Consider the following 12,186-nt stretch of genomic DNA (forward strand, 5'->3'; position numbering starts at 1 on the left):
TCCTCACTTTTCTTCCAGAATATGGGTCCCTGCGGCGTAGCCGGTGGAAAAAGCGATCTGCAGGTTGTAGCCGCCGGTATAGGCGTCCACATCCAGCAGCTCGCCCGCAAAATGCAGGTTTTTGACGAGCTTGGACTCCATCGTCCGGGGGCTGACCTCGCGCACGGACACGCCCCCCGCCGTGACCACGGCCCGCTCGATGGCGTCCTTGCCGGAGATGGGCACCTCGAACCCCTTGAGCAGGCCGGTCAGCCTGCGCCGTTCTTCCCGGGTGATCTGGTTCACCTTTTTATCGGGCGGCACGCCCCAGCGGGCCAGTATCACCGGCACCATGCCCGCGGGCAGCAGGCCCGAAAGGCTGTTGGCGGCGTCCCGGTTGGCAAACTTTTCAAAATCCCGGTTCACACGGGCATACAGCGTGGGCTCGTCCAGCGCCGGTTTGAGGTCGATCACGGCGCGGGTCTCTTTTGCCGTCTCTGTGCGCAGATAAGCGCTGGCGGACAGCACCAGCGGCCCCGAGATGCCGAAATGGGTAAACAGCATCTCCCCCTGCTCCGCGTAGAGGGGCTTGTCCCCCTCCAGCAGGGTCAGCCGCATATTGCGCAGCGAAAGGCCCATCATGGCCCGGCACTCCGCCCTGGCAGGGCCGGCGGCCGTAAGGGCCACCAGGCTGGCGGTGGTCGGCACGACGCTGTGCCCCAGCTCTCTCGCCATGCGGTATCCTCCGCCGGTGGAGCCGGTGCCGGGATAAGACAGCCCGCCGGTGGCAAGGAGCACCCCGTCCGCCGCCAGCAGCCGCCCGTCCGCCAGCAGCACCCCGGCCGCCGCGCCGTCCGTCACCGTCACCGCCCTGGCCTCGCCAAAGACGACTTTGCAGCCGCCGGCATAGCGGGCCAGCGCGTCGGCGATATCCGCCGCCCGGTCGCTGACCGGGAACACCCTGCGCCCCCGCTCGGTCTTGAGCGGCACGCCCAGCGACTCCATCAGGGCCATGGTGTCCGCCGGGGTAAACGCGTTGAGGGCGGAATAGAGGAACTTTGGGTTGCCGCGCACATTTTTGAGCACTGTCGCCGGGTCGCAGTCGTTGGTGACGTTGCAGCGCCCCTTGCCTGTGACCAGGATCTTTTTGCAGGTGCGCTCCATATGCTCTACCACGGTCACCTGCAGGCCGCGCCGCGCCGCAGTTCCCGCGGCGAGCATCCCGGCAGCGCCGCCGCCCACCACAATGATCTTTTTCAGGCGTTCCGCCCTCCTCTGCACAGAAGAAATGCCGGACCCAAAGCCCGGCATTTTTAATTTTTTATCGTCCTGCGGTCCAGCGGCCGTTCCCCTGCGGGACCGTCCTCCCGCCCCCGGCGCTGCAGCCAGAAAAGGCGCATCCGGCCGCGCCGCAGGGGGATATCGCCCGCAACGAAAGGCGTCCCGCTTTCCTGCTGCGGCCGGGATGCAAAGCCCGCAGAGCCGCCCCGCGCCACAGCCTGAAAAGCGGCTGCCGCCGCGGCGCAGCGCATCCCGCCGCGCCGCGCAGAGCTGGTTTTTCCTGTTTTTATTTATACCACAAATGTGTCAAAATGGCAACATTTTTGCTCTGCGGCGCGCCCGCTGCGCATCCGGCGGGGCCCGCGCGCCGCAGAGCCCCCCTGTCCCTCCAGGGCGGGACAGGGGCTCAGAAAAAGATCGGCTGGATCTGGCGGCCCCGCAGGGCGGATTCCACCGTGGCGGACAGCTGGCTGAAGTCCGCCACCAGCGAGCTGGGCTTTTTCAGCCAGTCGTCCTGCTCCAGCGGCACAAAATAATAGTTTTTGGTGTTGAGCAGCCGTCCCAGGTTCTGGGCGCTGGCAGAAAGGCTGTCGTTGGACGCCAGGGCCAGCACCACCGGCCGGCCGCAGCGCAGATGGCTTTTGCAGGCCATCGTGATGGGGGTGTCCGTGATGCCGCAGGCCAGCTTGCTCATCGTGTTTCCGGTGCAGGGCGAGATCACCAGCAGGTCGCAGAGCTTTTTGGGCCCGACCGGCTCCGCCGCCTGGATCGTGTCGATGATCTCGTGCCCGGTGATCTCGGTCAGGCGGCGCCGAAACTCCGCCGCGGTGCCAAACCGGGTGTCCAGGCTGCCCGCGTTAAAGGACATGGCCGGGATCACCTCCGCCCCCTGGCTCACCAGCTCCTCCAGCGCTTTGAGGCTGCGCTCAAAATTGCAGAAGCTGCCGCTCAGCCCATAAATGATCGTGGTATTTCTCATGGTCAATCCCTCTCCTCCATCATCTGTAAGACCGTGTCGGCAACAAACCGCCCCGCGGTCACCGGCGCGCATTTTGCCGGCAGGCTGAGCGCCCATACCGCCTTGATCCCGGCCGTGCCGGCGGCCGCAAGGTCGATGCCGCCCGGCGCGGATGCGAGATCGAGCAAAAAGGTGTCGTGCCCCATCGTGCCGATCATCTCCCGGTCGATCAGCGGCGCGGGCACCGTGTTGACGATGACGTCAAAGCCGCGCACGGTCTCCCGCAGGGCGTCTATGGTCTGGGTGCGGCAGCCCAGGGCCGAGGCCAGCGCCCGGTCCCGCGGCCTGCGCGCCGCCACCGTCACCAGCGCCCCAAACCCCGTCAGCCGCTGGCAGAGCAGTTTTGCGATGCGCCCGAAACCGGTGATCAAAACCCTGCTGTTCCACAGCGCGGCCTGCCGCTCCCGCAGCAGGATCTCCACCGCGCCCTCGCAGGTGGGGATCGCGTTCATCACCGCCAGTTCTTCCCGCTGCAGATAGTCGTCCAGCTCGACGCCCGCGGCCTTTGCCACCGCCGCCGCCTCATCGCTGACCTTGCCCGCATAAGCGACCGCCCCCGGCTTTGCCGCCCGCAGCAGCGCCGCCAGCTGCGCCCGATCCGCCGAGAGCGGCATGGGCAGCAAAATAATATCCGCTGCCGAGATCTTCTCCGCACCTACGACCCGGTAGCCCAGCTGTTTGAGATAATCCGCGGCGGCGCGCTGGCGGCCGTCCTCCCCGATCACCGCGAAGCTTTTTTCCTGCAAAAGATCACCCCCGCCTTGATATCGCGCGCCCATCCCCCCGCCGCGCTGCGCGCCGTGGACAGGCCGTCAGAAGATCAACGCCTCCCCGCAGGCAGGGCGCGCCTAAACTTCTGGCTCATCCTATGTGGGGCGGGAAGCTTTTGTTCCCCCAGCGCCGGGGCGGGCCCGGCCCTTTCCGCCCCGCCTCCGCCTCTGCCGGGTCGCAAAGCCATCTTGTGAAAAATGGAAAAAGCAGGTATACTGAAAGCAAACAGAAAGCCGCGCGTCCCGCCCCTGCCTCCTGCGGGGAGGTGCAGGGACGGCGGCTCTGAAACGGCGTCTTTGGACAGGACGCCTGAAAAGAGGGATGTGTCAATGGAATATCGGAAACACGCCGGCGTGGAAGTGAGCGCCCTGGGGTTCGGCTGCATGCGCTTTCCCACCCGGGAGGACGGCAGCATCGACGAGGCGGAGACCTTCCGCATGCTGGACCGCGCCTGGGCCCGCGGGGTGACCTACTACGACACCGCCTACCCCTATCACGACGGGGAGAGCGAGCGGGTCGTGGGCCGCTGGCTCGCCACCAAGCCGCGTGAAAAGGTCGTGCTCGCCACCAAGCTGCCCATTCACCTGGTCAAAGAGCCGTCCGACGTGGAGCGCATCTTCCAGGAGCAGCTGGACAAACTGGGCACAGACTATGTGGATTTTTATCTGCTGCATGCCATGGGGGCCGAGCGCTGGGAGATCGCCAAAAAGAACGACGTCCTCGCCATCGTCTCCCGCCTGAAAGCCGCGGGCAAGATCCGCAAACTGGGCTTTTCCTTTCACGACGAGTACCCGGTCTTTGAAGAGATGGCGAACGCTTTCGACTGGGACTTCTGCCAGCTGCAGCTCAACTACATGGACGTGGACGATCAGGCCGGCCTGCGCGGCTGCGAGCTCGCCGCCGCCCGCGGCATGACCGTCTCGGTCATGGAGCCGGTCAAGGGCGGCAGCCTGGCCGCCCCTCCCCGCGAGATCATGGACCGCTACCAGGCCCTGCAGCCCGGCTGGAGCGCGGCTTCCTGGGCGCTGCGCTGGGTCAGCGAGCTGCCCGGCGTGGCGGTGGTGCTCTCCGGCATGACCACCATGGCCCAGGTGGAGGACAACCTGGACACCTTTGACACCCTGCGGCCGCTGACAGAGGACGAGCGCGCGGCGGTGGCAAAGGCGGCGGAACTCTACCGCGCCCGCACGGTCGTGCCCTGTACCGGCTGCCGGTACTGCATGCCCTGCCCCATGGGGGTGGACATCCCCGGCATCTTCAAGATCCGCAACGAGGGCGCTGTGTTCGACGCCCCGGCCTCCGCAAAAGGGGCCTATGGGCGGATGGCGGAGCAGAGCCGGCAGACCGCCTGTGTGAGCTGCGGCCGCTGCGCGTCTCTCTGCCCCCAGCACATCTCGATCCCGGAGAGGCTGGCGGAGGCGCACGCTTATCTGACGGCCGAATAAGGCCCTTTCGCGTTTTACTTCGAAAAAAGCCCGCCCGGGCAAGCGCATCCACACGCTTGCCCGGGCGGGTTTTTGTTTTTTGAGAACGGAGGTCTGCTCAGCTGGACGCAGCCTCTTCTTTTTTCCTGCCTCTCTTCAAGATCCAGCGCGCGCAGGGGCGCTCGATGAGATAGGTGCAGGCGATGGCGGCGCCGAACGCGGCCAGATGGATGACGGCGGTATAGCGCCATTGCCAGGCCCGGTCGCCGGTCTGGTTCGGGGGCAGCTCCCCGCTCCAGACGGGGATACGCCACCGCCATTTGAGCTGGACCGCCAGATATTGATGCCAGATATAAAGGTTGAAAGAGATGGCCGACAAAAACCGCATCACCCGGTTGGAGAACAGCCGGCGCAGCGGCCGCGAAGCCAGCGCCAGACAGGCCAGCAGGGCCGCGAAGAGCGCGGAGAGCGGCAGGCGGATCAGCACCTGTCCAAGCTGCAGGTTTGGGGCGCGGCCCTGGCGCTTTACCAGTTCCGCAACGCCCCAAAGACAGGCCAGCGCAAGCGCGGAGAAGAAGAGCCCGTCCCACTTTGCGCGCCGCTCCCTCCTTGCCAGCCGCACAAAGCAGAGCGCCGCCAGCATGCCGTCGGCATAGGTACACAGCTGGAGCGGCAGCTGGTTGATCCACATCCACAGATCCGGCCGCAGCAGGACCAGCGCCCCCACCGCCGCCAGGGATATCCCGTTCATCACCGCCCAGGCCCGCAGCGGCGCGCGCGCGAACCAGCGGGCCAGCAGCGGAAAGATGAGATAAAACTGCGCTTCGATGCTCAACGTCCACAGGGCGCCGTTGAGCTGGGTGCCGAGATAGGACGCCCTGAAAAAAGAATGCGTAAAGGTGAGATGGCCCAGCAGATCGGTCCAAAAATCGCCCGCCGAGGCATAGGGCCAGTCCGGCAGGATGCGGAAGAGGAGGATGACCGCAAGGCAAAACAGATAGCTGGGCAGGATGCGCGCGGCCCTGCGGCGGTAAAAGTCGCGCGCATCGATGCGGCCCGCGTCCGGCCGCCTTTCCTCCACAGCGCGGGCGACCGGCAGAAAAAGGCAGAACCCGCTGAGCATCAGCAGCGCGTCCACAAACAGATAGCCGCTGCGCGGCAGCCATTCCAGATCGATGGAGGCGATGCCGACCGGCGCGAGGAAAGGGGTCGCGATCTCCGGCCGCAGCCAGTTCTGCTGCCAGAAGTGAAACCAAAGCACCAGCAGTGCGCTGAGGGCGCGAAAGCCGTCAGCGACGTCCACATGGACGCAGTCGGGCGCAGCCCTGTCTCTGGTCTTCAAAAGTTTCTCCTCCTCTGCGTCAGCGGCGCCAGCTCTGTCGCCATCTTCGCCAGCGTCTCATACCGGTTCAGCGCCGGCGCGCGGATCACCGCGTCCAGCAGCAGCTCCCGCACCGGGCCGACCCGGTCTCCCGGCAGGCCCAGGGCCCGCAGCGAGGCGGGGCGGATGGCCAGCATCTCCAATGTATAGGCTTCCCCGCTGGCTTGCAGCCGCTCCAGCAGCGCGCAGCGCTCCTTAAACCGGGGGTCCAGGGCGGCAAAAGCCGTGTACAGCTCCTCCGCAGGCTGCGGCAGCGGCTGGCGCAGCTGTTGTTTCAGCTCCCGCAGAGAAGCCGGCTGCGGGGCAAAATAAAGCTCGTCCAGCCGCTCCAGATCCCTTTGAAACGAGCGGGAAAACCCAAACCCCTGCACCACCTGTGCCGGGCGGCCGCCGCACGCCCGGATCAGTCCCCACCAGCGCAGCAGCATCTGCGCGGGCAGGGCCTGCAGCGGCAGCTCAAAACGGAGCTGCCGCAGGCCAAAGCGGGCAAGGCGGCCCGCACGCACCGGCAGATAGACCGCCTGCGGCCGGCAGGCCAGCAGCGCCGCCTGTACCGCGTCCCGCACCCGGCGCGGCGGCAGCGCGGCAAAAATGTCCGCCCCGCCGCAGGCCGCCGCCAGCTCTTCGTGTGCTGCCTCGTCTCCCTCCGCTGCGCGGCGCAGCAGTTCCAGCACCTTTGCCGCAGCTTCCATCCGCCGCACCTCCCCCACTTTTTTCGTCATGGTCCCCGGGGCCGCCGCATGGTACCCGCGCAGGCCACCCCGCCCGCAGCCGGTCTCCGGCCTGGGGCGCAGGGGCGCCGGCCCGCAGTCCATCTGCCCGCTTTGGGCGTCACCCAGAGGCCCCGCGCGTCCCCTTTGTCCCTTTATTATATCAGACTGCGAAATTTCGGCAAAGGTGTTTCTTTCCCCGACAAAAAATACTATAATATTAACCGTGGTTTTGGCGCGCTCCTCCGCCGCCCGCCTGCTGCTGCGGGAAGCTTTTTGAGGTTTTTGGGGCCCTTTTGACTGCGCAAAAGCTGCGATTTTGTTTGGAACGCACCGGGCGTGCCCACCATAGACTGGTGGCAGAGTGAAAAATAGGAAGCGGGGAGACTGTATTGAACGAGTTTGACGCCGGACTGTTAGAGGGTAAAAAAAGACTGCATTTCGTGGGCATCGGGGGCAGCGGCATGTTTCCGATCGTGCAGATCCTGCACGCTGCCGGATACAGCATCACCGGCAGCGACGTCAACGAGGGGGACATCATCAACTATGAGCGGGCGATGGGCATCACCGTCAGGATCCCCCATGCGGCTGAAAATGTGGAGGGGGCCGATCTGGTGGTGTATACCGCGGCCATTCTGCCGGGCAACCCCGAGATCGGGCGCGCGCAGGAGCTGGGGATCCCCTGTGTGGAGCGCAGCGTGATGCTGGGCTATGTGCAGCGGCTGTACGCCAGGTCCATCTGCGTTTCCGGCACCCACGGCAAGACCACCACCACCGGCATGATCACCCAGATTTTGGAGATGGCCGGCAAAGACCCCGCCGCGGTCATCGGCGGCAAGCTGCCGCTGATCCACGGCTACGGCAAAGCGGGCAAAGGGGAAAACATCGTGGTGGAAAGCTGCGAATTCTCCAACACCTTTCTGCACCTCAGCCCCGACACCAGCATCATCCTCAACATCGACGCGGACCACCTGGACTTTTTCAAAACCATGGAAAACCTGAAAGCCAGCTTCCGCAAATTCGCCGAGCTGACAGACCGGCGCATCATCGCCAACGGGGACGACGCCAACACCATGCAGACGCTGGCCGGCATCGACCGCGAGGTGGTCACCTTCGGCGAGAAGGAGGGCTGCGATTACGCCGCCAAAAACATCCGCATGGTCCGCCCGGCGTTTTACGGTTACGAGGTCTGGCACGGCGGCGAGCGCCTTGCGGAGGTGACGCTGTCGGTTCCCGGCCGGCACAACGTCCTCAATTCTCTGGCAGCCTTTGCCGCAGCCACGCTGGCGGGCTGCACCGCCGATGAGGCGGTGCGCGGCATCGGCGCGTTTTCGGGCACCGGGCGCCGCTTTGAGGTGTTGGGGCACACCGCCTCCGGGGCCACGGTGGCAGACGACTATGCCCACCACCCCACCGAGCTGGAGGCCACCCTCTCCGCCGCCAAGCAGATGGGGTTCCAGCGGGTGATCGCCGTGTTCCAGCCTTTCACCTACTCGCGCACCAAACTGCTGCTGAAAGAATTTGCCCGGGTGCTGCAGATCGCCGACCAGGTGGTGATGAGCGAGATCATGGGCAGCCGCGAGACGAACGACGCCTTTCACATCTATACCGCCGACCTGGCGGCCCTCATCCCCGGCAGCGTGTGGTTCCCGGACTTTGACGGCATTGTGGAGTATATCGGCAAAAACGCGCAAAAAGGAGACCTCGTCATCACGCTGGGCTGCGGCGACATCTACAAGGCCGCCAAGCGGATGATCGTCTGAGCGCTGAAAAAGCAGAGATGCGCAGCGCCGCCCCCCGCTGACCGGCGGTGCGGGGATGCGATAAAATGCGATAAAAAAGCAGGAACAGAGGCGCAGTTTTATGCCGGCGCTCCTGTTCCCGCTCTTTTGATCCGTGATGATCTGTGGCTTCTGTCCCCGGGGCAGAAGCCACTTTTTTGCGCCGTTTCAAAAGCGCTGCCGCTTTTGCCGCCGACATTTTCAGCGGAGGCATTTTCGACGACGGCATTTTTTGCCCGCGGCATTTTCGGCGGCGGCGCGACAAAAGGCCCCCGGACACAGCGGCGCAGGACATGGGGGCCGCCGGCACGTTCTCCAGCCCTGATCGCTGGTTTGGAAAACTGCCGCCTGGGCGCTTCGCGCCCGGGCCGGTGAAAGGCGGCCGCCCGGTCTGTGGGCGGCCGCCTTTCATTTTTTTCTGTATGAAAACCTGTTATCCCGGCGGACAGGCGCGTTCAGGCCGGGGATTCCCCCTGAAAATGCAGGCCCGCCACCTCGTCTACCGGCAGGGAAAACACCAGCCCCTGCGCCTCGCTGGACAAACCGGCCGCCGCGTTGACTGCGGCCAGGACCGCATGGCGCAGCGATGCCGGCACCAGGATCGCCGCGATCTCCCGCTCCGGCGGCAGCGGCACGCCCAAAAAGCCCGCCGCGTCCCCGGTGCCGCGCCCGTGCAGCAGCGTGCCGCCCCGGGCGCCCGCAGCGGCGGCAGCGTCCACCGCAAGGTCCGTGCAGCCCGCGTTGACCACCGCCAGGATCAGGTCGTAATGCATCTGTTCGCCCATCGCTTTTTCACTTCCCTCTTCTGTGATCTCAAAGTCGCCTTCCTCCGCCAGGCGCACCGCCCGGCTGCTCGCCCCCGAAAGGGGCAGCGTAAAGGCGATGCCCCGGCCCGGCCGCGAGAGCTCCATCCCCTGCGCTAGGCGCGGCAGCGCCGTCCGGGCCGCCCCCGGAGGCAGCAGCCCCAGCACCAGGTCTTTCGACGTGCGGGCCAGCCCCAGAACGTCCAGCATCTCGCTGTTTGCCGTCCCCCGCGCCGGGCAGATGGTGTGGGGGGCTTTTTCTCCCCCGCACAGGGCAGCGGCCTTTTCACCCTTTCCCCTGTCCACAATAGCGATCATCAGGCAGGCGCCCTGCCGCCGTTTTCCCTCACTCATACTGCACCTCCCCGCAGTCGTATTCCACGATATCGTCCCCATCCGCCTGCGCGGCCAGGCGCTTTGACCTGCGGCTGTAGGCAAAGCCCATCAGCTGGATGGTGACCAGCGGCGTCATGGCCACCATGGCCACCACACCGAACGCGTCGGTCAGGATATTGCCGCCCAAGCTCTCGCAGGCCCCCATGGCAAAGGGCAGCAAAAAGGTCGCCGTCATGGGGCCGCTCGCCACACCGCCGGAGTCGAACGCGATGCCGGTGAAGATGGGCGGCACAAAGCGCATAAGCCCCAGCGCCAGCGCATAGCCGGGGATCAGGAACCAGAAGATCGAAACCCCGGTGAGCACGCGCAGCATGGCGATCGTCACCGAGGCGGCCACGCCCACCGACAGGCTGCGCAGCATCGCCCGGCGGGAGATCGCGCCGCCGGAGATCTCCTCCACCTGGTGCGTGAGCACATGTACGGCCGGCTCGGCGGTGACGATGAACCAGCCCACCAGAAAACCGACCGGCAGCAGCAGCCAGCGCAGCGGGGACGCCGCCAGCTCACTGCCGAGATAATGGCCCGCGGGCATGAACCCCACGTTGACGCCGGTCAAAAACAGCACCAGCCCCAAAAAGGTGTAGACCAGCCCCACCCCCGCCTGCGCCAGCTGCCGCCGGTGCAGGCTGCGGCTGATCAGCTGGAACAGCGCAAAGACCGCCGCGATGGGCAGCAGCGCCAGCCCCACCTCTTCGGCGTAGGCGGGCAGCCCGGCTGCAAACTGCCGTGCGACGTCTTTTGTGGTAAACACGTCCGGCACCGCGATGCCCGCATAATTGGCTGTGGACGGATCATAGCAGATCCCCAGCAGCAGCACTGCCAGGATGGGGCCGATGCTGCAAAGGGCCACCAGCCCAAAGCTGTCCTCCCGCGACTGCCGCTGCCCCAGCAGGGAGGCCATGCCCACCCCCAGCGCCATCAGAAACGGCACGGTGATGGGCCCGGTGGTCACCCCGCCCGAGTCGAACGCCACGGCGATAAAATCGCCCGGGGCCAGAAATGCCAGCAAAAACACCAGCGGGTAAAAGATCGCCAGCAGACGCGACAGGGGCCAGCCCCGCCGCGTGCGCAGCAGGGCAAGCACCAAAAAAGCCCCCACCCCTGCCGCGACGGTAAAGATCAGCACCTCGTCCGGGATCGCCGGCACCTGGTTTGCCAGCACCTGCAGGTCCGGCTCGGCCACCGTGATCAGCGCGCCCAGCGCCAGGCTGACCAGCGCCGCCAGCGGCCAGCGGCGGCTGCCGCCCAGCCCTGCCCCCATCGCCTCGCCCAGCGGCATCATCGAGATATCTGCCCCCAGCGAGAAAAAGCCCACCCCCACCACCAGCAGCAGCGCGCCGGCCAGAAACATCATGAGGGTGCCCAGCGGCATCGGCGCCACGGTGACGCTGAGTACCAGCACGATGCCGGTGATGGGCAGGACCGAAGCCACCGCCTCGCGGATCTTTTCTTTTAATATCTTGTTCATCTCTCACCTTCCTCTCCGGGCCGGCACCGGCGCCCGGCCAAATGTAAACTTTTATTTATAATTATAGTATACCAGATTCTGTGGTCCTGTTTTATGAATTTTTTGTAAACTGTCGCCCTCATCTGCCCTGCCGGTCCCCGTCTTTCAGTTTATGAAAAGCCGGATCTTTCTATGCAAAACCATTCCCTGCAAACAGAGATGCGGCCGGGCTCTCCCGCCCGGCCGCATCTTTAAAAGACCATGATCTGTGACCTTTCCCGCCCGCTGCGGGTCATTCCCCGTCCTCCGGTTCATAGTATTTCAGCAGGGCCTGGGTGCCCAGATCTCCCATCCCCTGTTCCTCCAGCTCCTCGTACATCATCAGCACGTCCGAAAGGATGCCCAGCTCCAGCCCTGCGCTCTCGGCCTCTTCCTCGGCGATCTTCATATCCTTGATAAAATGCTTGATGTAAAAGCCGGGTGCAAAATCGCCTGCCAGCATTTTGGGGCCGTTGCCCGACATCTGCCAGCTGCCCGCCGCGCCGCTGCCGATCGTAGCGAGCATCCGGTCCAGGTCCAGCCCCTGCGCCCGGCCGTAGGCCAGCGCCTCGCAGACGCCGGACACCGCGCCCGCGATGGCGATCTGGTTTGCCATCTTGGTGTGCTGGCCGCTGCCCGCGGGGCCCTCGTACACCACATTGCTGCCCATGGCCTCCAACAGGGGCTTTGCGCGCGCAAAGGCGTCCTCGTCGCCGCCCGCCATGATGGCCAGCGTCCCTTTCTGCGCGCCCACGTCGCCGCCCGACACCGGCGCGTCCAGCGCCTGGGCGCCCGCCTCCTGGGCATGTTTATAGATCCGCTTTGCAAGCCGCGGGCTGGTGGTGGTCAGGTCGATGAGCAGCATCCCTTTTTCCACGCTCTCAAAAATACCGTTTTCCCCGAAATAGACCTGCTGCACATCCTGGGGGTAGCCCACCATGGTCAGCACCGCGTCCTGGCCCGCGGCGCAGGCGGCCGGGGTCTCCGCCCATGCCGCCCCTGCCTGCAGCACGGCCTCGCACTTTGCTTTGGTGCGGGAATAGACCGTCAGCTCATATCCCGCTTTCATCAGGTTCTGCACCATGGGGGCGCCCATCACGCCCACGCCGATAAATCCGATCTTTTTCATCTCTCTGCCTCCCTGTATCATCGGGCT

General features: G+C 65.4%; 10 protein-coding genes. 2 read left to right on the forward strand and 8 right to left on the reverse strand.

Going from position 1 to position 12,186, the window contains the following annotated elements; genetic code table 11:
• Window positions 1-3: 3 nt before the first annotated feature.
• The 3 genes from H8S23_RS02325 to H8S23_RS02335 form a co-directional block, all read right to left on the reverse strand.
• Window positions 4-1,290 carry a BaiN/RdsA family NAD(P)/FAD-dependent oxidoreductase gene (locus tag H8S23_RS02325; protein ID WP_243165806.1) on the reverse strand — a complete coding sequence of 429 codons (1,287 nt, stop codon included), beginning with the start codon at window positions 1,288-1,290 and terminating at the stop codon, window positions 4-6.
• 376 nt (window positions 1,291-1,666) lie between these two features.
• Entirely contained in the window at window positions 1,667-2,239 is a 573-nt protein-coding gene (locus H8S23_RS02330) for a dipicolinate synthase subunit B (protein WP_186886695.1), read from the reverse strand.
• 2 nt (window positions 2,240-2,241) lie between these two features.
• Window positions 2,242-3,024: an NAD(P)-dependent oxidoreductase gene (locus H8S23_RS02335; RefSeq protein ID WP_243165807.1), complete on the reverse strand. Its 783-nt coding sequence runs from the start codon at window positions 3,022-3,024 to the stop codon at window positions 2,242-2,244.
• Between the two features lie 354 nt (window positions 3,025-3,378).
• Here H8S23_RS02335 and H8S23_RS02340 point away from each other — a divergent pair, with 354 nt between their 5' ends.
• Window positions 3,379-4,494 (forward strand): aldo/keto reductase, encoded by a 1,116-nt coding sequence (locus H8S23_RS02340; RefSeq protein ID WP_186886697.1) that lies wholly within the window; start codon window positions 3,379-3,381, stop codon window positions 4,492-4,494.
• A gap of 97 nt (window positions 4,495-4,591) precedes the next feature.
• Here H8S23_RS02340 and H8S23_RS02345 read toward each other — a convergent pair whose 3' ends face one another.
• Together H8S23_RS02345 and H8S23_RS02350 are read right to left on the reverse strand one after the other, a co-directional pair.
• Window positions 4,592-5,815 carry an acyltransferase family protein gene (locus tag H8S23_RS02345; RefSeq protein ID WP_186886698.1) on the reverse strand — a complete coding sequence of 408 codons (1,224 nt, stop codon included), beginning with the start codon at window positions 5,813-5,815 and terminating at the stop codon, window positions 4,592-4,594.
• A complete protein-coding gene (locus tag H8S23_RS02350) occupies window positions 5,812-6,576 on the reverse strand; it encodes a hypothetical protein (protein ID WP_186886699.1) in 765 nt (254 codons plus the stop codon). The genes H8S23_RS02345 and H8S23_RS02350 overlap by 4 nt, the downstream gene beginning before the upstream one ends.
• Window positions 6,577-6,956: 380 nt before the next feature.
• Between H8S23_RS02350 and murC the strand changes: the two genes are divergently transcribed.
• Window positions 6,957-8,327 (forward strand): UDP-N-acetylmuramate--L-alanine ligase, encoded by a 1,371-nt coding sequence (murC, locus tag H8S23_RS02355; protein ID WP_186886700.1) that lies wholly within the window; start codon window positions 6,957-6,959, stop codon window positions 8,325-8,327.
• 473 nt (window positions 8,328-8,800) lie between these two features.
• Here the strand turns inward: murC and H8S23_RS02360 are convergent, their stop codons facing one another.
• The 3 genes from H8S23_RS02360 to H8S23_RS02370 form a co-directional block, all read right to left on the reverse strand.
• On the reverse strand, window positions 8,801-9,502 hold the full coding sequence (locus H8S23_RS02360; RefSeq protein ID WP_186886701.1) for a transcriptional regulator: 702 nt from the start codon (window positions 9,500-9,502) through the stop codon (window positions 8,801-8,803).
• The gene (locus tag H8S23_RS02365; protein WP_186886702.1) at window positions 9,495-11,012 is read right to left on the reverse strand and encodes a DUF1538 domain-containing protein; all 1,518 of its coding nucleotides are present in this window, start codon (window positions 11,010-11,012) and stop codon (window positions 9,495-9,497) included. The genes H8S23_RS02360 and H8S23_RS02365 overlap by 8 nt, the downstream gene beginning before the upstream one ends.
• Window positions 11,013-11,283: 271 nt before the next feature.
• Complete coding sequence (locus H8S23_RS02370; protein WP_186886703.1) at window positions 11,284-12,159, reverse strand: NAD(P)-dependent oxidoreductase; 876 nt, start codon at window positions 12,157-12,159, stop codon at window positions 11,284-11,286.
• Between the last annotated feature and the right edge of the window lie 27 nt (window positions 12,160-12,186).

The organism is Anaerofilum hominis, from assembly GCF_014287275.1.
GTDB classification, from domain to species: Bacteria; Bacillota; Clostridia; order Oscillospirales; family Ruminococcaceae; genus Pygmaiobacter; species Pygmaiobacter hominis.

Coding starts and splice junctions, on each gene's coding strand:
- H8S23_RS02325 (WP_243165806.1), bottom strand. CDS start 1,290: ATGCCGGGCTTTGGGTCCGGCATTTCTTCTGTGCAGAGGAGGGCGGAA.
- H8S23_RS02330 (WP_186886695.1), bottom strand. CDS start 2,239: ATGAGAAATACCACGATCATTTATGGGCTGAGCGGCAGCTTCTGCAAT.
- H8S23_RS02340 (WP_186886697.1), top strand. CDS start 3,379: ATGGAATATCGGAAACACGCCGGCGTGGAAGTGAGCGCCCTGGGGTTC.
- H8S23_RS02360 (WP_186886701.1), bottom strand. CDS start 9,502: ATGAGTGAGGGAAAACGGCGGCAGGGCGCCTGCCTGATGATCGCTATT.
- H8S23_RS02350 (WP_186886699.1), bottom strand. CDS start 6,576: ATGACGAAAAAAGTGGGGGAGGTGCGGCGGATGGAAGCTGCGGCAAAG.
- H8S23_RS02365 (WP_186886702.1), bottom strand. CDS start 11,012: ATGAACAAGATATTAAAAGAAAAGATCCGCGAGGCGGTGGCTTCGGTC.
- H8S23_RS02370 (WP_186886703.1), bottom strand. CDS start 12,159: ATGAAAAAGATCGGATTTATCGGCGTGGGCGTGATGGGCGCCCCCATG.